Source organism: Legionella rubrilucens (genome assembly GCF_001468125.1).
GTDB lineage: Bacteria > Pseudomonadota > Gammaproteobacteria > Legionellales > Legionellaceae > Legionella_C > Legionella_C rubrilucens.
On sequence record NZ_LNYT01000007.1, the window covers coordinates 203,609 to 226,499 of the forward strand.

A 22,891-nucleotide genomic window follows, 5' to 3' on the forward strand; every position below is an offset into this window, starting at 1 on the left:
CGCTCAAACGTGTCCGGTTAATGTTGATCGAAATAGTCGGGTGTTACCCCATAGATCGAACAGGCTAAGGTCTTGTTCGATTTGTTTTCCCATTCTGGATTATTCAGAACATCGATGGCATTGTGATAACCGGTCCTTAAACGGAAATCAATGGCCGCGCGCGAGAAATTATAATCCTTAAATGAGTGTGAATAAGGGGTGCCGCTGTAAATGATATGCACCACACTGAAGCGTTTGCTGTGCCCCAAGTCTAAAATTTTTTTCACTTCAGGATCCTGTTTGACCGATTCGGGCAGTTTACGGCCCAGGTATTCAATGGCCGCCTGTAAATTCTGCCGGCTGGTGTACACGTTGGTTAAACGGCGTGAGTGGCTGGCGTAACGGATGTCTTTCTGCCGTTCTTCAAGCTGATCCATGGTTTGCGGCAGACGCCCTTTGAGACTGAAACAATCCACGACAAAGCAGAGGGTATCCTGTTCGGGCAACGCATCAAGGACCGTAACTAACGGCGTGTTGGCATAAATACCGCCGTCCCAAAAATAATCTTCGCCAATTTTAATGGCAGGAAAACCCGGCGGCAGAGCGCCGCTGGCCATGACGTGCGCTGGAGTGATTTCCATCTTCTGGTTGTTGAAAAATTCCATTTCACCCGAGGTGATGTTGACCGCGCCAAGACAGAGGGTCACTTTCTTATCATTGATGCGATCAAAATCAATGACCTTTTCCAGAGTGGTCTGCAACGGGGTGGTGTCGTAGTAGCTGAGATAGTCGGGTGTGTCTTTGGAGAGAAAATGGGGCGGAAATAAGCGGGGTGTAAAAAATCCTTCCAAGCCATGGAAAACGGAATGCCAGGCTCCCATTTGATTGTACATGTGATGGATGTATTCCACATCCTGAAAATTAACCAGCCCGTCAAACCATAATTGCGGTACGATGGTTTCCCAGAATTCCATTAATTTGCCCACCTGCTGTTCTTTGGCATTTCCGGCAATGATGGCACTGTTAATGGCGCCAATGGAAACACCGGCAAGGAAATTGGGGCAGTAACCTCGCTCATGAATTGCTTTGAAGGCGCCGACCTGATAAGCGCCCAAGGCACCGCCTCCCTGAAATACACAGGCGATTCGTTCATAGGTCTGCTTGCTGCCTGTGGTTTTTTCAGGTTGGTTAATCAGGCAAAGCGCACTTTTATGATGGGGTGAGTGATTTTTTTTGCTATGCTTTTGCGCCATTGAGCTGCTCCCAACGTCCATGATTGTAAAGTATAGCTTCAGACTGCAAGAAGTGTACCGTTTAACGCTTAAGGCTTAGAAAGTAATAATGCGGTGCTGCAGCAAGGCCTCTATCAAGGGTTGAAGAGGCAAACCCATGATGGTGCTGTCGCTGCCTCTGACGTCACTGAATAACCATTTACCCAGGCCTTCGTAATGATACGCTCCGCAGCTTTGATAGGGTTGGTCTGAAAGCAGGTACGCTTCGATGGTACGATCACTTAAGTTGCGCATGGTCAAAAAGGCAATATCCTGAGCCGCCCAGACAATTTGTCCTTCTTTGGCAAGGCAACAGGCAGAAATTTGTTGGTGCGTTTTGCCTCTTAACCGGCGCAATTGCGTGACAGCCGTCTCATGATTCTCCGGCTTGTCAAACGATTTGTCCTTAAGGACGCAAAGCTGATCGGCGCCAATGACAAAATGTTCTGGATGATCTTCGCTGACCATGAGGGCTTTGCTGGCAGCCAGCGTCGCTGCCAGTTCGCTATGCGACGACTGCGAGGATAACTTTTTGATTTGCTCTTCGTTGCAATGCGATGGAATAACAGCAAATTGCAATCCAAGCGATTGAAGCAATTGTTGCCGGGACATTGAAGACGATGCCAGGATTAAAGGTTGTTGTGTCAGCAATTCAGACATAGGCAGCCACCGAAGCCATGAGTAAAAATCCAATAATTACGAAGCTGAAATCGCGTAAATTGCAGCATCGCTCCACCATAACGCATTTTTCAAGGCCATGCAGAGTACCCAGATAGAGAAACGTGCCGGCCGAGGCGGCAATCAGTATGGGATCAATCAGGGAGTTGGTTTCAACCCCATGGCCAAAGTACCAGCCAAAAAAAATACCCACAGGCGTCATTAAACTAAAACTTAAAAAGAATAACAGACTTTTGTTAAATGCCAGCGAGCTTTTATTCAATTGCACGGCAATGGCGAAACTCTCTGCCCATTTATGGGTAATGATAGCCAAAAACAGCATAATCACGAAAGAATTATTGTGATTTAATCCTAAAGCGGCACCCAGCATGAGGGAATGAATGGATAACATGGCCCAGGCCAGAATAGCAAACGCGGGGTGATTGCTGTGATGGTGTTGATACAATTCTTTGCCCAGATGTTCAAACCACAGAAAAAACAGAAACACAAGGCCGGCAATGATGTAGGCGAAGGGGTAATCATAACCCATGGTATGGAACAGTAAATTGGCTTCCGGCAGCATGTGCATTAACGCGGCTCCCAGAAAAATACCGGTGGCCAGGGTCTCGCCAATGGGAAAATCAATGTGATCCTCCTGACTTTTCCGTTTGAAGGGAAGCCATCCGGCCAGCAGAATAACGACAAAGATTATCAGAGCAAAAATCAGCTTTAACGTAGTGCCTGCATCCATTGTAATACCATTCCTCTACTGGACTTAAACCACATTGACGGGTTTTTGATTAAGGAAATGAATAATATTTTCACAGACAGTATTTAGCAAGCGTTTTCTTGCTGCAAGGCTCGCCCAGGCGATGTGGGGCGTAATCAGGCAATTGGGAAGTTCCGTCAGTGGATTGTTGGCTTCCGGTGGCTCCCGGGTCAACACATCAAGGCAGGCCGCTGCTAAATGATTCTGCTTCAGGGCAAACGCCAGAGCCTGTTCATCGATTAAGCCGCCGCGGCCGGTATTGATAAGCAGGCTGCCGGTTTTCATTTTGCGCAAGGACTCGTGGTTAATGACATGGCGTGTTGTCGCCGTTAAGGGGCAATGCAGGCTTAAGACGTCGCTTTGATGAAGCAGGTCGTCAAAACTTACCCAACGGACGGTGTCATCAGTAAAGGGGGAGGGTTTATGGGCGATAACCTGCATACCAAAGGCCTGAGCCATCTGGGCAAGGCGTTGAGCTACCTTGCCAAAGCCCAGGGTACCCAGTGTCATTCCCGCCAATTCGGTAACCGGTTGAAGCCAGTAGGCAAAATAAGGTTGTTGCTGCCATTCCCCACGGGCGACGGATTGCGCGTGCATTTCGACGCGATTGGTATAGGCGAGCAGTAGCGCCATGACATGTTGTGCCACGCTGTCAGTACTGTAATCGGGAACATTGGTGACGACAATGCCGCGTTTTTTGGCCGCGGCCACATCAATGTTATCGACTCCGGTTGCGGTTTCACCGATATAACGCAGGTGCGGCAGGCGTTCGAAATGCCAGTCATTCAGCCTGACTTTGTTGGTGATGATCATCGTTGCATCCCGGGCGCGTTCAATCATTTCATCCTCTGCGGTTGTGTCATACACAGTCAGATTGCCAAGCGGGAGTAACTGGTTAAAATTCAACCCATCGTTAATTAAAGGTTTCGCGTCAAGAATGACAATTTCAGGCCGATTCATAGGCAATGACCTCGTGATAGCGCAATACTCTGATTTCTTTTATTTCGGGATGGCTGGTCAATGCGGCTCGCAGGGTGTCTGAAAGCGCGGATTGGTCAATAGCCGGTTTATCGGCCATCAAGTCAATGATCAGGCGGCCGTCCAAATAATGAAGCGTCCATTCTTTAATGCCCGGATACGCTTTTTGCCAGGGTTTAAGGAGTTCGTTTTCCAGTTGCCGGCGGTTACGCAGATGCAAGGAGGGGCAGGAGACTTCATCGTCCTCCGGATCAATGTGCACGGTGACATCCTTTACGCGGGGTAATTGTTTCATTAAGGCATGATGCACGTGCTGGGCAATATAATGGCCTTCGGATACGGAAATAAAAGGGTCAACCAGTACATGTACGTCAATGAATATGTCACCCCCCATCAGGCGGCTGCGTAGCTGGTGGATTTTTTTAACCCCATTCACCTGCTGAATATTCTTTTCAATTTTAGCGAGCATTTCCGTATCGACTGCAGTGTCAACCAGCTCCTTGACGCTGTTCCAGCCATAGGCGATGCCCATTTTAATGATCATAAGGCCTACGATAATCGCCGCCACAGCATCGAGGTAGGTCAATCCCCAGAGACTGCCAATTAAGCCCAGCGCCACGACAACCGATGAGGCCGCATCGGAACGATGATGCCAGGCATTGGCGATAATCAGGGGCGATTCAATCAATTTGCCAATATGACGGGTGTAGTGAAAAAGTAATTCATTGGCAACAATGGAGAACAGCGCGATGACTAAGGCAATCTTTCCCGGAATGGCTTTATCGGGATACATCAACTCATTGAAAGCGTCCCAGGCAATGCCGGCGCCAGCAAGAACCAGAAGCAGGGCTAATAAGAGTGTTGCCGCTGTCTCAATTCGTTGATGGCCATAGGGATGGGTCGTATCAGCCCCAAGACTGCCGTATTTGGAGGCAAAAAGCACCATTATGTCGGTGATTAAATCGGACAGGGAATGAATCCCGTCCGCCGTTAAGGCATGCGAGTGAAAAAGTGCGCCGCCAACCAGCTTGATTATGCCAAGCAGGGCATTGATTAATGCGCCAATCAGCGTTACCCGTTTAGCCTGCCAGTAACGGTCATAGTTGAGCATCATGCTTCCTTCTGCTGCAAACGGAGATTCTGATTGATACTATCTTAAGCATTCGCTCAATGCAGTTGATTATCAAGGTCTTCGACATCCTGTACACAGGATTATCCACAGATTTTGTGGATAAAAATAATGGGTGTCTGGAGTCAAAAAAAGCCTGAACGCCTTGCCCAGTCTGAACCACGGGGGCAATAGTCAAAGAGTAACCTAGAACGTTGTAAAAAGAGGCAGTAGAGTTATCCACAGGGATTTGTATTCAGGTGGGGCATAGCATCAGCTATATTAAACAAAGAAAAAATGAAAAAACAGTCTTGACTCGCTTTTTTTTAAAATTTTTTAGAAGACTGGAATTACGGTATGATTTGCACCGCTCAGGCCAACGCCTGTTAATAAATACCAAGGAGAGACATGAAATCGGATATTGATATGATTCATCAACTGAACGTCGATGCCCTTAAGAAGGCAATCACAACCCTTGAAACGGTGACTTATGAGGCCGTTTCCGAACACCTTCCCAAGCTGTTGCAGGAGGGAGAATTGAAATTTGAGCATTCTATTTATATGCCCGCTCAACCCGAGGTCCTGGATGCACATGGCATTGGCCGGTACATGCTTTACGATCATCCAGATCGTGATAATCCTTTTTCCATCTGGCTGTTTGCGCTTGCGCCGCGCCAGAAAACGACCATCCATGATCATCGTTATCGGGGCACGGTGACAGTTCTCAACGAGGTGTCTGAAAAATATTATGAGCCGAGCGGTAAGAAAACAGCCAGGCTGACAGGGCGCAGTGATCGCTTTCGTTTTCATACCAATCACGATGAATTAAGTGACCGCTTTGTCCATCAACTGAAACGTCGAAAAGCATTGGGCGAAGGCATTAGTTGTACCTTGCATATTTATGAAATGCCGGCGTACAAGATCACTATGGATGGCGAGAAAAACGATAACCGAAACTTAAAGCGTATTTATGGCAAGGAAAAAACACCTAAAAGCACGCATCCGCCTTATGTGGAAGAACACGTTGAAGCACAACGCTTTGCACCCTGAGACTTATCCCTGCAAAAACTGTTCAAACTCACCCAACCAGCGGCGAGCCACGGTTCGTGCTGTTTGGGGAGATTGAGCGACCAATTCTTTAGCGGCCTCAGCGATCAGGGGCAACATGATTTTATCGCGGCAGAGATTAGCCAGTTTAAACACCTGATAACCGGCTTGGCGAGCGCCTAATATCTCGCCGCCGCCACGCAATTCCAGATCTTTTTCCGCGATGAGAAAGCCATCCGTGGATGCCCGCATAATCCGTAAACGTTCCGAACCCGTTGTTGAAAGCGGTGATTGATAAAGCAGCAGACAATGCGACTGGGTGCTGCCGCGTCCCACGCGGCCGCGTAATTGATGCAGTTGCGACAATCCGAGACGCTCTGCATTTTCAATGATCATCAAGCTGGCATTCGGGACATCAACCCCCACTTCAATGACGGTGGTGGCAACCAGCAGGTCAAGTTCGCCCTGTTTAAATGCCGCCATGGTGGCTTCTTTTTCAACCGGTTTCATGCGGCCATGGACCAGACCCACGCGCACGCCAGGTAATTGTTCCTGAAGAATCTTCGCGGTTTCTGTGGCAGCCATGCATTGTAATTTTTCCGATTCTTCAATCAGCGTGCATACCCAGTAAGCCTGACGGCCTTCGGCAATAGCGGACGCCAGCCGAGCAATCACAGCCTCGCGCTTATCCTGACTAATGACTGCCGTCGTCACCGGAGTACGTCCCGGGGGCAGTTCATCAATGACCGACAAATCAAGGTGAGCGAACTGAGTCATGGCCAATGTTCTTGGTATGGGCGTGGCTGTCATCAACAGTTGATGAGGAATAAGGTTTTGCTGTTGCCCTTTTTGCTGCAATAACAACCGTTGCTCCACCCCAAAGCGATGCTGCTCGTCAATGATCACCAAGCCTAAGCGGGCAAAGGCCACTTCCTCTTGAAAGAGCGCGTGAGTGCCAATGACAATACCGCATTGATGCTGCGCCAGTTGGGCCAGGGCCTCGCGGCGCTGGCTGCTTTTCATACTTCCGGTTAACTGCACGCAGGCAATGTCCAGGGGCGCAAACCAGGTGCGCAGCGTATTGGCGTGCTGTTCACTTAAAAGCTCCGTCGGTGCCATAAAAGCCACTTGATAACCGGCATCGATGGCAGCAAGCGCTGCCAGGGCCGCGACAATGGTCTTACCCGAGCCGACATCGCCCTGAACCAAACGAAGCATGGGGCGCGGTTGTCTTAAATCGGTTTGAATTTCGCCCATGACCCGCCATTGCGCCTGGGTCAGGGTAAACGGTAATGTGTTGAGGAACTGCTGCACCCGTCCCTCGCCTGCGGTAATGACCGGAGCGGTCAGGGTGCTGCGATGAAGTCTCGCAAACTGCATGCTGACGCGTTGGGCCAGGAGTTCATCAAAAATCAGACGCTTCAATGCGGGATGCGACCCGTCCTGCAGCGTTTCAAGCGAAATGTCCGGCGGGGGGCAGTGCAGCAGGGGCATGGCCTTATCAAAAGGGGGAAGCTGATAGCGGGCTAACTCGTCATCCGACATCCACTCCAGCGCTTTTAATTCGTCCTCACAGGCCAGCAGTGCGGTCTCGGCCAATTGACGCAGACGCGATTGACTTAAACCCTGGGTGGCAGGATAAATGGGCGTTAAATGCTCCTCAACAGTAAAGTCATCCTCGCTTTTAAGCAGTTGGTACTCCGGGTGAATCATTTCATATTGATTGCCAAACACGCGAATCTCACCAAAGGCGCGAAGCCATGGGCTTTCATTCAAGGCTTTCACCTGTTGTTTATTGAAATGAAAAAAACGCAGACGCAACAAGCCGGTTTTATCTTCAACATAACAATACAGCATCATTTTTTTGCCGTATTTGATTTCTGTTTTACAAACTCGCCCGGCTATGACACAGTAATCATTGACGCGCACATCCTGAATTGGCGTAATACGCGTTCTATCCTGATAACGAAAAGGCAAATGAAAAAGCAAATCGGCGACGGTATGGATACCGCAGCGCGCCAGTTTGGCGGCCAGGGCAGGCCCTATGCCGGCTAGGGTTTGGCAGGATTGTGCGAGCAAACTTTGATTCGTCATCATAAGGACAAATCATAACAGGAATGGACCCAGGGAGTGTAGCTTTTTTGGTGAGGAGCTCAAGCGATGAACCGCGCAATTACGTTTGCTGCCATACTTGTTTCAGTCTGGATTGTTGGCTACCTGCTTATTGTCGGGCGCAGTCTCCTTATTCCGTTGGTGATTGCCATTTTTATCTGGCATCTGCTGAATACGGTCAATAATTTTATTCAGAATGCACGCCCCTGGCGCGGCCGCTGCCCGGGCTGGCTAAGCCGGATTTTATCCATTCTGGTGGTGGTGCTGCTCGGCAAGATCCTCATCGATATTATTACCAATAATGTTAACGATGTGATCGAAGCCTCGTCGCGCTACCAGGACAACCTGCAGAATATCTTTAGAAGAATTGATCAGCAGTTCAATGTCAAAATGATGGCCAATCTGGATGCGTTCATTAAAGGGATCAGTGTGCAGGGTTTTTTAGTGAATGTTTACGGTGTTTTCAGTACCCTGATGGGCTCAGCCGTACTGATTGCCCTTTATATCGCGTTTTTATTTGTCGAACAGCATTATTTTAATCAAAAACTGGCTGCTATCCTGTCGCAGAATAACCATCGCGAGCTGGTAAATAATATTATTTCCCACATTGTGAAAGACACGCAAACTTATCTGGGATTAAAAACCCTGCTCAGTATTATCACCGCCGTTGCCAGTTGGGTTATTATGAAGCTGGTGGGGCTTGATTTTGCTGAGTTCTGGGCTTTGCTTATTTTTTTCCTTAATTTCATCCCCAACATTGGCGCCATCATCGCGACAGCCTTTCCGGCACTCCTGGCCCTCATTCAATTCGACAGCTGGCTGCCGTTCGTTATCATTACATCAGGAATAGTCACCATTCAATTCATCATCGGTAATCTTGTTGAACCCCGGTTTTTGAGTAAATCGCTGAACTTAAGTCCTTTGGTTATCCTCTTTGCCTTAGCGCTCTGGGGCGCCATCTGGGGCATTCTCGGCATGTTTCTCTCCGTGCCCATTACGGTGATGATGATGATTATTTTTGCTCATTTTGAAACCACAAGGCCTCTGGCTGTCATGCTGTCCCAGGATGGGTATATTCAGAAAGCCTACGCCAAACTGGCTTAACGGTATCTTGAGGTGCTTCCCCTCCCTCTGGGAAGGGGGGGATGGAAGCAGGTTGAGTCGGTCAAACCTCAATGCGGTTCACTGATGACTTCAATCCTCTCATTGGGCTGTTCTTCTATTAAATGCTGACGGTATTCAGGCAACGTGGCCACCGCTAAAAATTCATCTAAAGCACTCATGATGTTTTGTTGAAGTTTATTATGCTCCGGAAATACGGCAGTAGCCGCTTCGTGCAAATAAGGGGCCCCGGTTGTTAACCGGCTGCTCTCAACCGTTTGAGGATGGCTTTCGATGTATTGATTTGAAGATTCAATGTACCGATTAACAAAATCATAAGCCGTCACATTGTCTGATGCGATGACTGATTTTAATTTATATAAATCCAGTTCATGTGGATTGACATGCCCATCATTGCCGAATTTTTCGGTATCCAGGGCCATGATGGCATGTTCATCAAGCCATTGTCGGTGCGGTTCATAATCACCATACTCAGGAGCGGCGCTTTCTTCCTTCTGCTTCGCGAGTTTATGAACCTTGGTACCCATTCTGGCCTTGGGCCGGATAGTCTGATCGTTCACGCGGCTCATGTAGACTTTATAGGGGCTAGTGGTAAGAAATAATTTATCCGGTTTGGTTTGCCAGCCGGTGTATTCCAGTAATTTTTTAACCGTGTCCTTTAGCAGGGATAACGGAGGGTACAGGTATGTAACCAGCGCGCTCATCGATTTAAAGGAGTTGCTGTTAATTCGTCGTAATTGGATGTGCAGGTGTTTTTCGAAATGAGCATTCACTTCCTCAGCAACAGCCGCACCCATGCAGTTGCCCTGCAGTATAATGTTGTCTGGATGAATTCCTTCTCTTAAAAGCGCATTGACCTGGGCGATGCCGGCATTAACCAAATCCTTGAACTCCACCACATGGCCTGTACTTGAATTCATTCCGGGGGGATTAAAGGCATGGATGCTGGCACCTGTGGCATGAGCCTGTAGGGCCATGTCTCTGAAATTACACTCGTAATATTCCAGGCGGCCGAAAAAATTGACAATATGCCGTCCCTCACCGGATTTTACCTTGGGGTTTTCCGGTACAAAGCGGATTGAGTCCAGCTTGCAATGGTTTTTTCTGTAATCAATACAGTCAACCCAATTTCTTTGAATCGTCAAGCCCTGAAACACGTCATGATAAGGGGCCTTGGAATTCTCACGTTGGTTAGTAAGGAAATCCTCAAACGGAGTCAACTTGCCCTTGCCATACCCTTTCTCTTTGTACCAATCTTTGTGAGTACTGGGGAATAATGCGGTGGCAAGTAGCGTTTGAATCTTCCTTTTAAATGAAGCAGTCATCATACATCCAAATTTGCCTGTTTCATTCATTATAAATAATGAACATTAAGCAAAAGTTAAATGCAATCTGTTAGGTGATTATCTTTTTTTTCGGTAAGCCGTACTATTCTTCAGAGTTAACGGGCTATCCACCATTGCATGCCCAGAAAACCCAACGTTAACAGGATAGCCAGGATTGGTATCCCTATCGGGACTGAAAAAGAAGACGGTTTTTGCCGGTTGCCGAGCTTAATCCTAATCAGGGAGGCATGAACCAGCATGAAGACGCACAGGATAATGGTGCTGGTTAATTTAGCGAGCGTGGCGATGGGCAAGACATAGGCAAACAACAGAATCATCGCCACGACTAAAACCGTCGCATAGACCGGGGTATGCGTTTTTTCATACACGTGTGCGAAAACAGCCGGTGCATTATCCTGTTTGGCCATACCATAAATAAGCCGTGATGCCATGATGATTTGTACAAGAATCCCATTCATAATGGCAATGAGGGCAATTAAGGTAAAAAGCAGGGGAGAATGGCCCTGATAAGTAATAATCTCAATCAGCGGCATATTACTTCTCGTCAACAGCTCGGTTGGTAACGTAATGATGACCACAATTGCCACCAGCAGATACAAAAGCATAGCCCCGCCCAAAGCAATAAAAATACCCCTGGGTAAGTTTTTTTCAGGGTTAATGGTTTCCTCAGAGGTATTGACCATGTCTTCAAAGCCAATGTAGGCATAAAACGCAATGAACGCGCCAATGAGAATACCCTGCATGGAGGACGGCCATGTCCAATGGCTGTTTCCCAGTGCTGCAAAGGCGTGACGGCCGTAAAAAATAATCAGCAGCAAGCCGCCAATTTCAATCAGGGTCATCACCATGATCACCGTGGCTGACTCGCGAATGCCCCACAGGGTCAGTGCCCCCAGCAACAGCACCAGCACGGTGACGCTGAGGAGGGGAGGCGCCGGCAGCAACAGAACAAAATAACTGGCGAATCCCAGGGCGATGGTGGCCGCAGAAGTGACGCCGGTTAATACAACCAGCCATCCGACCAAACCGGACAACCAGGCTTTTTTAAATGCCTGCCGCACATAAAGCGCCGATCCCGCGCTTTGGGGAAAACGGGCGCTTAATTCAGCGTAAGAAAAAGCGGTGAACAACGCGAGAATGGAGGCGATAATAAAGGAAACTGAGTAAAATTCCCTGCCTCTTTGGCGACTTCGCCAATTAAGGCATAAATCCCGGCACCAAGAATCGTTCCCAAACCATAAAAAGAAACCAGGGTCAGCGATAATGTTCGTTTCAAGGCCATGAGTATTCCTTACGTCGATGGGCATTACACCAGAGGTATTGACTAATAGGATAATGTTCAGGAGGAAATGTCAACCGCTATCAATTGCACTGTCGCGGCGGATAGCCAGATTTTTTTGCACCTTTTGCCGCGAAAGGAAAAGTTAATTCTTAATAAATCCTTAATAAAGCCACGCTAAAATCATTTTTTTTTAAAAGACATCCCATGCCTTACATCTCACTCAGTATGCTCATGGATGAGACGCAAAAAACGGAAGGTTGGCAATTAAATGTTGCGGTGGCTCCCCTGGCGTTAACTCCCGGTAGTGATAACGACAAGCGCGAAGTGATTTCTGCCATTCTTGAAAAAATAACCAGAAAATACCGCGTTGACGCCCGTGTCTTTGTGTTTGAGGAAAAACCCGGGGGGCCGAATGGCGAGGCGCTGCATGGCCGCGCGCTGGAAGGGCTTCATCGTGGTAAAGAAATTGTCTTAAGCCTGCCGAACCAGGATAAAGCGTTTTCTAATCTGACCTATGAGCGTCTGGTACTGGAACTCTGGTCTGCGCTCCATCAAGCCGGCGTCCCTTTGCAGGCTCGTTTCATTCCCGGCACGTATCCTATTTCAGGCCCTGACGAACTACCCACCCCGTTTTCAGTGAGCAGGAGTGCCGCAGGGGATTTAAATGAGCGGCATGGCGAACTCTTTCAAGAAGCAATTCCGGTGCTGCCACCCTACCCTCTGACCACTTTAAAACTAACGCCATCTGCCCTCGCGATTTACCACCTGAACGTAAATACCCAGTCCGTGGCACAAAGTGAGCACGCATCATTCGTGAGTGAGTACTCAAAGGCCAGACGTCAATTGGCCAATGATTTTAAAACATTAAAACAAACCCTCTGGCCAAGGCCAAAACCCTTTCAGACTATTCTTCAAAGCGAACGTCTGGCTGCCTGTATCCAGTTTTTTCAAAAGGATATACACAAGCAACTGGGTTCCGAACAAGAGTTGTTAACCCTCTATCCTGATGTCAAACGCCTGCTGATAGAGTACCCTCACGCGGCCGATAATGATTTTTCCCTTCACCCCGCTATCCTTGAGTTGCGAACGAAAAGGTTGTCTGCTGAGCAAATAGGGGATTGTCTTAAGCGATTAAAGGACAACTACCCGGCTGAACTTGCGGCCATTCAGGCGGATTATCGCCAACACACCAAGGGTAATAAGAGAAGCGCGCGTGCGATGGCGATCGACTGGTCTTTTTATTTTCCTGATGGCGGCGATGACGAAATAACCCAATTGATTGAGCATTTCCCTGCGGCCATGCAAAGTCTGTATCGGCGGGCTGTCTGGCTGGAGCGGGAAAGACAAAGTCACGAGCAGTTTAAAAAACAATGGCTTAAGCGTCATTATTCCAGTTCCGCGCCCTACAGGCAGCTATCACAATTGGCTGAAGCCATTCAGCAATTGAGGCGTGACGGCGAAGTGAACCCTTCGGTTATCGAGCGTTTTTCAGCGCTGCATGCGAAAATAGAAGGGGAGTTATTTGCCCATCCATCCTGTAACCTCGCGGATACGGCTTTTCCGATTGTCTTGGATCATTTTACAGACTTAGCCCGCTGCCTTCATTCAAAACCGGGACTGTCTCGTGAGGAAATAAGTCTATTTGCCTGTCGACTGGATGAGGATTTGTCGGCTAAGCGTCTGAGTATCGGTCTGCGCGTGTGCATCGCGGGTTGCATTGGCGCCCTGCTTGGACTGGTGATAGGCTTTGCTGTCGGGGCGGCGCTCACATGGTGGGGCGGTGGATTTGGCGCAATACCTGCAGCGATTGCCGGCATGACTCTGGCGGAAGGCCTGGTGATAGGAGGCATTGGTCTTGCAGCGGGGGTCGAGCTGGGTGCGGCTGCAGCGGCCATCGGTTTCTTCAGTACCAAAGCGCAGGAAGACTCTGATAAATTAATCGCTCGGGAAAAGCAACGCAATAAAGAAACACTGCTTGCTGAAATGGATGACGTCATTGACGCAATCAATGAGCAGGAAAAACCGTTTCAGGAGCTGCTGCCTTCAGACAGCCGGGTTATTGCATTTCAGTAGATTAAGTGCTTTCGCGGGTATAAATAAAAGCCTCGCTGTGATCCCCATACCAAATCTGTTCCTCGCTTAATGTGGTTTCAATGAATTCAATGGGGACGCCGCATTCGTCGATCATGGCCACTTTAAATCCCGGAATGGGTTCATAGGGCTCCAGAATCACGTATCGTCCTTTAATCGCCTTGTTTAAATCAGGGACTTTAAACGCCACATGGGGCTTCGTCTGAATGAGAGGATGCAGGGGGCAGCCCGGTTCAAAGCGATAGTATTGGATACGGTATTCACTGTCTTCGCCGCCGCTTGTGTACATTTTAAAACGCTCGCTGTACCGTTCCCCCGGGCGAGGGAGGGTGGTGGGAATACCCATGTGGTGGTATTCATAGGCTGTGGTTTTAACCATCCGTTTTCTCCAAATTCCGAATTGCTTATCCTATCACAGTTTGTACAGTCTGAAGCCCTTGCGTTTCTGTGGATTGGGCTTTGCAACTGTTAGGAAAAAGCGCATAATAGCTGCTTTTTGACGAAAGAATTGAGTGCAATGAAAGAGACCGTGGAAAATTGGCTGGCATCGGCCATCGCAACATTGAAAAACGCAGCGGTTATTCCGGCTGACGTGGACGTGGAAATCAGGATTGAGCGCACCAAAGACGCCGCTCATGGTGATTTTGCGACCAATCTGGCAATGATGCTGGCGAAACCCTGCCGCCAATCACCCCGGCAACTGGCCGAGTTAATCATTGCTCACCTGCCCAAAGACCCTGCCCTTGAGCGGGTTGACATTGCAGGTCCCGGCTTTATCAACTTCTTCCTGAAAAGCGATGCTTTATCTCAGGTGATTGGCGAGATTCTTAAGCAGGGTGAAGCGTACGGCTCCAGTGATTTAGGGCAGGGTAAAAAAGTCCTGATTGAATTTGTGTCAGCCAATCCCACGGGACCTTTGCATGTGGGCCATGGCCGGGGTGCAGCGTTTGGCGCCACACTGGCTAACCTTCTGACTGTCGCCGGATACGACGTCAGCCGTGAATACTATGTCAATGACGCCGGGCGCCAGATGAATATTCTTGCGGTCAGTGTGTGGTTGCGTTATTTAAGTCTTGCCGGCGAAACCATTGTCTTTCCTGCGAATGGTTACCGCGGGGAGTATGTCAATGAAATTGCCGAGCAGGCGCTGGGTGATTATGGTATGACCTATCGCCAGGCGTGGCCTCAGGTGAGCCAGGGGCTCCCTCCGGATGAGCCCGAGGGCGGCGACAAAGAAATTTACATTGATGCCATCATCGAACGCGCACGTGAATTAATCGGTGAGGAAGGGTTTAAGCATTTCCATCAATTGGCCTTAAATTCGGTCTTGTGCGACATTAAAAGTGATCTGGCTGAATTCGGGGTTCGTTTTGACTGCTGGTTCTCCGAGCAATCCCTGCTCGATGACGGCGCCATCAGTAAGGGCATTGAGGCATTGAAAGCAGGCGGTCACACCTACCTGCAGGATGGGGCTCTGTGGTTTAAGGCCACGGCTTTTGGTGATGAAAAGGACAGAGTGCTCATCCGGGCCAATGGTCAAACCACCTATTTTGCTTCCGACGTGGCATACCATTGGAATAAATACGATCGTGGTTTTGATCGTGTTATTGATATCTTTGGTGCGGATCATCACGGCTACGTGACCCGCGTCCGGGCGGCTGTGAATGCCTTAGGCCATGATGAGGACGCCCTGAATGTCCTGCTGGTGCAGTTTGCCATTCTTTATCGCGGCGGTGAACGGGTGCAGATGTCGACCCGCAGCGGTTCCTTTGTTACCCTGCGTGAATTGCGTGAGGAAGTGGGCAATGACGCGGCGCGCTTTTTCTATGTCATGCGCAAACCGGAACAACACATGGATTTTGATTTGGATTTAGCCAAGTCGCAATCCAGCGACAATCCGGTGTATTACATTCAATACGCGCATGCCCGCATCAGCAGCGTGTTACGGCAGTTGCGTGAACGCGGTTTAAGTTGGGATGAAGCCATGGGCTTAAGTCATGTCAATCGCCTGAAGGAAACGCATGAGCAGGCGTTGATGACGATGATTAGCCGTTATCCCGAGGTCATCAGGACCGCTGCCGGCAGTTGTGAGCCGCATCAGGTGGCTTACTACCTGCGCGAACTTGCCAATAACCTGCACAGTTATTACAATGCGGTGCAATTATTATGCGAAGACGAGGTGCAACGCGCTGCACGGCTTTGTTTATTAAAGGCGGTCCGTCAGGTGTTGCGTAATGGTTTACATTTGTTGGGTGTCTCAAGCCCTGAGAGCATGTGATGGCAAGGGATTATGGTAGAAAAGGAAACAATTCGAGACACAAAAGCAGTGCTCCCCGTCAATTCCTGTGGATTATTGCTTCTTTTTTAAGCGGTTATCTGGCGGCTACGGTGTTTGACGTGACCAGTTTATCCAACTGGATCAACAAAAATGTCCTGGCAGAACAGGAAAAGGCGGCTGCTCCAGCGCCAGCGGTTGTTAAACACGACGAGCGACCCAAGCCCAAATTTGAATTTTATACCTTGTTGTCCAAGGACAACAGCGCACCGGTTACTAATCACGCCGCCACGACTGCTTCTGCCCCGCCAAAACCCATGCCAACCCCTGCAACACCCCCGGCGGTTGCCGGTCAATCCGTTGGTCAGGCTGCCGTTCATGCCGGTCAGCCAGCCGTCGCTGTTGTGGAAAGCAAACCCATACTGGATGCCAGACCTGCTGCGCCAACGCCGCAGGCTCATGAATCCTATCTGGTGCAGGTGGCGGCGTTTAATCGACGTCAGGATGCTGAACGCCTCAAAGCGTTATTGGTATTGAAAGGATTCGATGTTTCCATTACTACGATTGTTCAAAATAGAACCAATTGGTTCAGGGTGATTATCGGTCCTTTTCATTCCCGTTCAGAAGCTGAAAAAGCCCAGACCGATGTCGCGCGCACGGAACGCATCAAGGGAATCATTCGGAAATTCAACGTCTAGGCCATGAAAGGTCTGGATTGAAGATAACAATAACAATATTCCGAGGTTAACATGATTGTAACCTATCATTTTTCGTTGCCTGGTATTACCTGCGGCGCTTGTGTGAGTTCTGTCAATGGGTTATTGGAAGGCGAGAAAGAACGATTAAAACTCCTTTCCTGGGGAGTGGATTTAGGAACAAAACGAGGATTTGTGACGGCTCTGCAGGAGCAGGAAGACAGCACCACTCAAAAAGAGTTAATTAACGTGCTCGAGGTGTATGACATCACCGGCATTTCAGTAGAGCGCGAGCGCGAGCCACAACCCCTGATTAGCGAAAAGACCCCGCAAGACATCCTGTCGAAACCAGCTAAACCCGATCCGGTTTCTCAAGCCGAAGAAACCCCTGACCTGTTGCCGCCGCCTTCCTTACCCCTCTACAAGCGTCTGTTGAAATCGCACTGGTTATGGGGCGGCATAGGCACTGTTGGCGGCATCGCCTTAATGATTGCCTGCATGGTGACTGGCGGACTGCCTCTGGCGGTAATGATTGCTTTGGGCGCTTCCTCCGTGTTATTGACCCTGATTCTTGGCGCCTCGTCTTACTACCAGGCCGGGATGAAATTGGTTAAGGCTCGCACGTTAACCATGGACACCCTCTTTGCCATCAGTACACTGACCATTATCGGTGTATCCATCGCTTCTTTTTTTGTACCCTGGCTGCCCATGATGTTCGAAGCCGGGCTGCTGATTTTCGGCTTTCGTCACATTGGCCTTGCCATTGAGGAATCCATCAAAGACAAATTAGGCCTTGATCGCACGTATCAATCGGATTTGCCGCAACGTGTCCATGTTTTAAGAGAAGGCAATGACGAGAGCGTCGAACTGTCACAGGTTGCGGTGGGTGACATCATCAGGATTCAACCCGGCGAGATCATTCCACTGGATGGTCTTTGTTTATCCGATGACAATTGGATTGATGACAACATCATCAGTGGTGCGATTATGCCGCGCCGTCTGAGGAAAGGGGAGCATTTGTTATCGGGCATGCGGCTGCCCTTGAATGCGTCGCCACTGGTTCTGCAGGTAAAAGCGGTAAAAAGGGAGTCTTATCTGGCCTGTCTGGATGAGCGGATTGCTAAAGCCTACATGGAAAAAGCACCCATTGAAGAGATGGCGACTAAGATTTTGCAGTATTTTATCCCTGCCGTGATTGGTCTTGCCCTTTTATCGGGCTTTATCATTGCCCTTTTTTTCCCCCCAGCGCTCGCTATTCAATGTGCGGTAACTGTGCTTGTGTCGGCCTGCCCTTGTACGTTGGGGTTGGTTGTCCCTTTGGCGTTGATGATCGGCAATCGCAAGGCGGCGGATCATGGCGTGCAGTTTAAAAGCGGTAAAGCCCTGCAGGCGGCTGCAGAGATTGATGCGGTAGTCCTTGATTTAAATGGCACCTTGACGCTGGGGGAACCTAAAGTGACGCGCACGGGGTTGCTGGATGACGAGATCACGACTGCTGACTTGTATTCACTTTCTGCGGCATTGGAAAAGCATTCCCCCCATGCGTTTGCCAGAGCAATCTGTGATGACGCCCAGGAAAAATACGGTGAAAAGATCCAACATCATCTCGTTAAGCAGGTGGATGATTCTTACCATGCCGGGCTCACGGGGGAAATCGCTGGCACGGAATACCTGATTGGCAATCAGGAATTGATGGAGCAGGAAGGGGTTAAATTCGCGCCGGATTGGTTGCAGAAGATTCCGTTGCAGGCAGGCGACAGCCTGGTGTTTTTAGCCAACAGGAAAAAAGTATTGGGGTATTTTGTGCTTACCGATCCCCTGCGCTCCGATGCCAGGTTAACCATCGATACGTTAAAGGCAGCTGGAAAGACCCTCTTTATTAACACCGGTGCTTCCTTTGAGACGGCGCGTCGTTATGCGGAGCGCCTGGGTATCCCTGAACAGAATATTCAGGCCGGTTGTGTGGGCGGTGAGGAAAAAGCCGCCTTTATTCAATTCCTGAAAAAGAAAAAATACAGGGTGGCTATGGTCGGTGATGGCGGGAATGACGGTTTGCCGCTGGCTTGCAGTGATGTGGGTTTTGCAGTGCAGTCACGCTCCGGCCATCGAATGGCCTCCCAGAATGCGGGCGCCATCATCCAGAAAGGCGCCTTGCTTCCCATAGCCCATGGTCTGGCGATTGCCCGCCAGGCGGTCAGTAATATCAAGCAGAACCTGGGTTTCAGCTTAGCGTATAATATGGCGGCAGTGCAGTGATTTTAACCGGCGGCCTTTTGGTGGCTTTGGGCATTACCCTCAACCCGGCTGTGGGTGTCGCTTTGATGATTGTTCAGACGTTGTTGATTCTGGGCAATGCCTACCGCTTCAAGCTGCAACAATCCGATGCTACGCCAAAGGACATGAACAAGGCGGATTTTGGTCCCTGTTCATACACGCAATGCCAGTCGAGTTTACCGTTTAAACCGGAAGCTAATTTAAATTATCAGGGTGTTGATTATGATACAGAGCCTTTGCCGGTGGTGGAAAATCATGATCTGAGTGTTGAAAATCAAAACCAGTTGGCCTTTACCGGCTTACATTAACAAGGATATCGGCGGCATTTTTGACTGCATGGGGTTTACTGACGCTGACAGTCACCTGTTGGACAGGAAACTCCGTTTTCAGCAGGTTAGCCACGGAGTCGGCTACGGTTTCGATGAGTTTAAAGGATTGTGACTCCACATGACGTGTGACCCGTTGACATAATTTATCGTAGTCAATGGTTTTGTTAATATCCTCCTCGCAATGGCTGAAATCTGCCGGAATGTGGATATCAATCAATATACGCTGGGCGATGCGTTGTTCCCATTCATGAATGCCAATGCGGGTTGCAATGCTTAAGCCCTTAATTTGCAGACTGTCCATGCCGTATCCTTTAAATGAACTAGCATAGCAGTCGGGCAGGGTGGCAGCAAGATGTTGTGAGTGTGGATTTTCAAGTCAGTTTGGATTAAAATTGGCGATTTTGTGAAGCAGGGAGAGCAGCATGACGTTTAAGCTTACTTATTTTAAAACAGTTAATTTATCAGAAACCCTATGGATTGAAAAAATCCGGAATATGGTCAGCCGCCTGATCGACACGATTGATACATTCGAAATTCCTGATGATCCGGTCATCGTTCATTATGTGGCTAAGGACTGGTTGAGAATCATGTCCGCCCAATCCTTAAAAAGCATGCTCGACTACCAGCAACAGCATCTGGACTATGTTCAACAGTACGCGAAAGACCCTAGCGGTATCGCATTGTCCTTGAACCGGGCCACTGGATTGATCCCGCTTGAGCATCAATACAACCTTTTTTTGGCTTTGTTAATTGAGGAAAAATTAGATTATCAGGCGATTTTTACCCTTTGCAAATCGTTTGTGAAAAAATGGAACTTTTATCGTGAGATTGATCCGCAATTAAAAGACAAGACTTTATTTGGTTCCATTCGCGAAACTTTTTCCGCGAAAGAACAGGCTTATTTTGATAAGTTCGCCGCCTGTTTTACCCAAGACTCTTTGTCTGATTTTATTCCCATCACTTCCTATGTTGAAAACCTGCATTTTCAGCAAGTGAGCTATTTTAAAAAGTGCAAGGACTACAAAAAATCAATGGGTAGTCGCAAGTACAATGAAATCTGTTGCCCGGTTACGCGGGAGGTAATCGATGGCAAAAAATCACTTCTCACCCGAGAGGCAGCGGACAGCTTCATCGCCATCTACATGGTTCTTGCCAGCATGGCGCGCGTTGAAACCGACGAAATACAGGCTTTTCTGGAAAAACAGGAATTGGATTACCTGCGATTGAGTGAACAAAAGCTATACCGGTATTTACAAAATCCTCGCCTTTTTGGATTTACTTCCGCAATCAGGCAACTCCTTCTTGAGATGGGGGTTGCGAAAATTAAACTGACCTTTAAAGGCGATTACACCCACCTTTGGTCATTACAGGAAACGACGCCCAAACAAAATGCGCTCAAGATACTGATTGATTACAGTAAAATGGATTCGACCTACCCCGCCTTGGTGCGGTTTTTTACCGCCCATACGCAACGCCACCATCATCCCCTGGTTAAAGTAGCGGTTGATGCCCTGGTTCAGGGTGAGAATATCCATAGCGTCATGATGACGCTTGAAACGGAGGCAAGAAAGCACCCCTTTTTCAATGAAGAAGGGTCGTTGATGCGGCGTTTGCGATTTATCACGATGCACATCGGGAATGGAGCGGCCCCTTGTAAAAAGGAGCCGAAGGAAGAAATCACATTAACTGTTTAAAATCAGGTGCTGCACTGATTGATCAGCACCGAGTGTATTTTCCGGCTCGAATTCCTGTAACCTAGCGGCTGGCTTGTCTTTGGACCTTAAAAAGCCATGGGTCGCAAGAAGATTGTTTACTTCACCGCCGGCGTACTTCTGCCAGGATACTTTATCGGATCGAACAGGGGGGGAGCGTTTTTCTTTTTCTGCTGCCTGGGTGTCTGGCTGGGTTGCCTGAAGAGAAACAGGTTTAGGGACCTCTGTGTTGGCTGCGATGGTTTGAGTGGAGTAAATCAGCCCGCCCACGCGAAGGCGTAAAACCAAAAAGAAGGCTTTGAGGGGCGTTAATTTGGCATAATCCTCCTGAGACGCTGGATCATTGAGTGTTTTTTCATAATCAGCGGGATTTAATTGCTTAATGATCCAGGGATTTTTGCGGTAATAAATGTCATCCCCTTTGGCGATGAATAACGGTTGGGGTTGAGGTTTGCCTGAATCGATTTCGGGTAAAAAGGTTAAGCCGCCATAATTATCCTGCTCCCGCATCGTACCATCGTGAAGCAGTCTGGCAATATCACCCAGGGAATTATCCATGCCATTGATCAGCATGTTACTGTTTTCGTCGTTACTGCGTTCAAAATAGGTGCCATCGCCATACACTTTATTGTCTTCGTGCAGCATGGCAAACGGCTCTTCGCCCTGTTTATCCTTCCCTTCAAGCACCGGCGTAAAGGGGTTGGTGGCGGTAATACTGTCCGCATTGTCTTCATTGTGCATGTTATTAACCAGGATACTGCCCAGCGATAGCGTTTTGAATCGCTCAGGGAGCAGCGTACGCAACTTGCCCATGCGGCTTAAATGGCCTGCGGCAAAGTGATCGGAATAAAAATGCATGGCAAAGAGATCACGGGCAACGGCCATGGCGTGGTAACGCTGACCCAGTTCCACAACAATTTCTAGATCTGATTTTTCTGCAAAACCGTATTTGCTTTTATTTTTGCGTATGTTACGAAGATTTTCTGCTAACTTGCTGTGCAGTTGCTCTTCAGTAATCTGTCCCTCCGCTAATTGCCGGCATTGGTAGGCCAGTTGCGCCATGCGCAAAGCGGAGCGATGGCCGACAATGTAGGCCCTGAGAGACCAGGGGGAGAAGTGCGCTTCGTTATTCTCTAATTTGTTGCCATACCCCGGTATAACCAGGGCATAAACAGCCTGTTGCAGGACACTGGGCAGAAAGCTCTTTTCAATGGCATAAATGCGCTCCACATTCGATTTCTTAACCTCTGGAGAGGCCAAATCTTCATAGGCGGCACGGAAAGCCTGGTATTCCTGATTGGAAACCGGATCGGTGATAACTGCGTGATTATCAGTCCCCTCCGGGGTTTTTAACTGTAAACCCCACCCGGCTTTGGTGTAATAATCTCCGGCCAAAGCCACAATATCCCCCGCGCTTAATTGCAAATCAAGGGGCATGGGAATCCCATCCACCTTGCGCATCATTTGTACTTTAAGGATATGTTCTTCGTCAGTCGATAAATTTTTACTGCCTTGAAGATAGGGATTATTAAATGTTTGTATGCGAATCTGATCGCCTGCTGATTTATGCTCGTTCGTTTCCATCAATCACTCATGAGATTACTGCTTGTTATAGAGTACCTGATAAAAATTAAGATATCCTTAAACACGGGACCGCGTTATCGTGTTTCGCAAAAGAAGCCCATGCCCGAACGGCAGTTACACTGGGCGATCGGGTCTCGGCATGAGGCTTAGAGGGGGCGTAAGCGTACCTGATGATGCCCGCCTGCGCGGGCGAGACATCAATCGGCAGCCCAGCTCCTTTTGCCATCCACACCCGTCTGTTTGACCACGAAGGTATTCCA

At 48.8% G+C, this 22,891-nt stretch carries 20 protein-coding genes; 8 read left to right on the plus strand and 12 right to left on the minus strand.

Features of this window, described 5'->3' with window-relative positions; all coding sequences use genetic code 11:
• Positions 1-17: 17 nt before the first annotated feature.
• The 5 genes from Lrub_RS04555 to Lrub_RS04575 all read right to left on the minus strand — a co-directional run bounded on the left by Lrub_RS04555 (position 18) and on the right by Lrub_RS04575 (position 4,765).
• Positions 18-1,232, minus strand: coding sequence for a patatin-like phospholipase family protein (locus Lrub_RS04555; protein ID WP_058531006.1), 1,215 nt, complete (start codon positions 1,230-1,232; stop codon positions 18-20).
• 75 nt (positions 1,233-1,307) lie between these two features.
• The gene (locus Lrub_RS04560) at positions 1,308-1,910 is read right to left on the minus strand and encodes a Maf family protein (protein WP_058531007.1); all 603 of its coding nucleotides are present in this window, start codon (positions 1,908-1,910) and stop codon (positions 1,308-1,310) included.
• Positions 1,903-2,658, minus strand: coding sequence for a ZIP family metal transporter (locus Lrub_RS04565; RefSeq protein WP_058531008.1), 756 nt, complete (start codon positions 2,656-2,658; stop codon positions 1,903-1,905). The genes Lrub_RS04560 and Lrub_RS04565 overlap by 8 nt, the downstream gene beginning before the upstream one ends.
• A gap of 24 nt (positions 2,659-2,682) precedes the next feature.
• Positions 2,683-3,636 carry a D-2-hydroxyacid dehydrogenase gene (locus Lrub_RS04570; RefSeq protein WP_058531009.1) on the minus strand — a complete coding sequence of 318 codons (954 nt, stop codon included), beginning with the start codon at positions 3,634-3,636 and terminating at the stop codon, positions 2,683-2,685.
• The gene (locus tag Lrub_RS04575) at positions 3,623-4,765 is read right to left on the minus strand and encodes a cation diffusion facilitator family transporter (protein WP_058531010.1); all 1,143 of its coding nucleotides are present in this window, start codon (positions 4,763-4,765) and stop codon (positions 3,623-3,625) included. Before Lrub_RS04575 ends, Lrub_RS04570 begins: the two co-directional genes overlap by 14 nt.
• Before the next feature lie 405 nt (positions 4,766-5,170).
• On the opposite strand from Lrub_RS04575, the gene Lrub_RS04580 reads away from it, so the two are divergent.
• Positions 5,171-5,812, plus strand: coding sequence for a cupin domain-containing protein (locus Lrub_RS04580; RefSeq protein WP_058531011.1), 642 nt, complete (start codon positions 5,171-5,173; stop codon positions 5,810-5,812).
• Between the two features lie 3 nt (positions 5,813-5,815).
• Here Lrub_RS04580 and recG read toward each other — a convergent pair whose 3' ends face one another.
• A complete protein-coding gene (gene recG / locus Lrub_RS04585; RefSeq protein ID WP_058531548.1) occupies positions 5,816-7,888 on the minus strand; it encodes an ATP-dependent DNA helicase RecG in 2,073 nt (690 codons plus the stop codon).
• 81 nt (positions 7,889-7,969) lie between these two features.
• On the opposite strand from recG, the gene Lrub_RS04590 reads away from it, so the two are divergent.
• Positions 7,970-9,025, plus strand: a complete 1,056-nt coding sequence (locus Lrub_RS04590) for an AI-2E family transporter (RefSeq protein ID WP_058531012.1) — start codon at positions 7,970-7,972, stop codon at positions 9,023-9,025.
• A 68-nt stretch (positions 9,026-9,093) separates the two neighbouring features.
• Here the strand turns inward: Lrub_RS04590 and sdbB are convergent, their stop codons facing one another.
• The 3 genes from sdbB to Lrub_RS15065 form a co-directional block, all read right to left on the minus strand.
• On the minus strand, positions 9,094-10,371 hold the full coding sequence (gene sdbB, locus Lrub_RS04595; RefSeq protein WP_058531013.1) for a Dot/Icm T4SS effector alpha/beta hydrolase: 1,278 nt from the start codon (positions 10,369-10,371) through the stop codon (positions 9,094-9,096).
• Between the two features lie 113 nt (positions 10,372-10,484).
• Positions 10,485-11,519, minus strand: coding sequence for an APC family permease (locus tag Lrub_RS04600; RefSeq protein WP_237760752.1), 1,035 nt, complete (start codon positions 11,517-11,519; stop codon positions 10,485-10,487).
• A complete protein-coding gene (locus tag Lrub_RS15065) occupies positions 11,489-11,671 on the minus strand; it encodes a hypothetical protein (protein WP_237760753.1) in 183 nt (60 codons plus the stop codon). Before Lrub_RS15065 ends, Lrub_RS04600 begins: the two co-directional genes overlap by 31 nt.
• A 204-nt stretch (positions 11,672-11,875) precedes the next feature.
• Between Lrub_RS15065 and Lrub_RS04605 the strand changes: the two genes are divergently transcribed.
• Positions 11,876-13,744, plus strand: a complete 1,869-nt coding sequence (locus tag Lrub_RS04605) for a hypothetical protein (protein ID WP_058531014.1) — start codon at positions 11,876-11,878, stop codon at positions 13,742-13,744.
• Position 13,745: 1 nt separating this feature from the next.
• Here Lrub_RS04605 and Lrub_RS04610 read toward each other — a convergent pair whose 3' ends face one another.
• Positions 13,746-14,141, minus strand: a complete 396-nt coding sequence (locus Lrub_RS04610) for a VOC family protein (RefSeq protein ID WP_058531015.1) — start codon at positions 14,139-14,141, stop codon at positions 13,746-13,748.
• Positions 14,142-14,279: 138 nt separating this feature from the next.
• Between Lrub_RS04610 and argS the strand changes: the two genes are divergently transcribed.
• From argS to Lrub_RS04630, 4 genes are read left to right on the plus strand one after another with little or no spacing between them, the layout of a single operon-like run.
• Entirely contained in the window at positions 14,280-16,040 is a 1,761-nt protein-coding gene (gene argS / locus Lrub_RS04615) for an arginine--tRNA ligase (protein WP_058531016.1), read from the plus strand.
• Positions 16,040-16,735 carry an SPOR domain-containing protein gene (locus tag Lrub_RS04620; protein WP_058531017.1) on the plus strand — a complete coding sequence of 232 codons (696 nt, stop codon included), beginning with the start codon at positions 16,040-16,042 and terminating at the stop codon, positions 16,733-16,735. The genes argS and Lrub_RS04620 overlap by 1 nt, the downstream gene beginning before the upstream one ends.
• Before the next feature lie 51 nt (positions 16,736-16,786).
• The gene (locus tag Lrub_RS04625) at positions 16,787-18,988 is read left to right on the plus strand and encodes a heavy metal translocating P-type ATPase (protein ID WP_058531018.1); all 2,202 of its coding nucleotides are present in this window, start codon (positions 16,787-16,789) and stop codon (positions 18,986-18,988) included.
• Positions 18,985-19,314 (plus strand): hypothetical protein, encoded by a 330-nt coding sequence (locus Lrub_RS04630; protein WP_058531019.1) that lies wholly within the window; start codon positions 18,985-18,987, stop codon positions 19,312-19,314. The genes Lrub_RS04625 and Lrub_RS04630 overlap by 4 nt, the downstream gene beginning before the upstream one ends.
• Here Lrub_RS04630 and folB read toward each other — a convergent pair.
• Complete coding sequence (gene folB / locus Lrub_RS04635) at positions 19,298-19,636, minus strand: dihydroneopterin aldolase (RefSeq protein ID WP_058531020.1); 339 nt, start codon at positions 19,634-19,636, stop codon at positions 19,298-19,300. The two genes, Lrub_RS04630 and folB, sit on opposite strands and share 17 nt — an antisense overlap.
• Before the next feature lie 121 nt (positions 19,637-19,757).
• Here folB and Lrub_RS04640 point away from each other — a divergent pair, with 121 nt between their 5' ends.
• Complete coding sequence (locus tag Lrub_RS04640) at positions 19,758-21,029, plus strand: DUF5617 domain-containing protein (protein WP_058531021.1); 1,272 nt, start codon at positions 19,758-19,760, stop codon at positions 21,027-21,029.
• Here Lrub_RS04640 and Lrub_RS04645 read toward each other — a convergent pair.
• Positions 21,018-22,631, minus strand: coding sequence for a hypothetical protein (locus tag Lrub_RS04645; RefSeq protein WP_058531022.1), 1,614 nt, complete (start codon positions 22,629-22,631; stop codon positions 21,018-21,020). The genes Lrub_RS04640 and Lrub_RS04645 overlap by 12 nt on opposite strands.
• Positions 22,632-22,891: the final 260 nt, after the last annotated feature.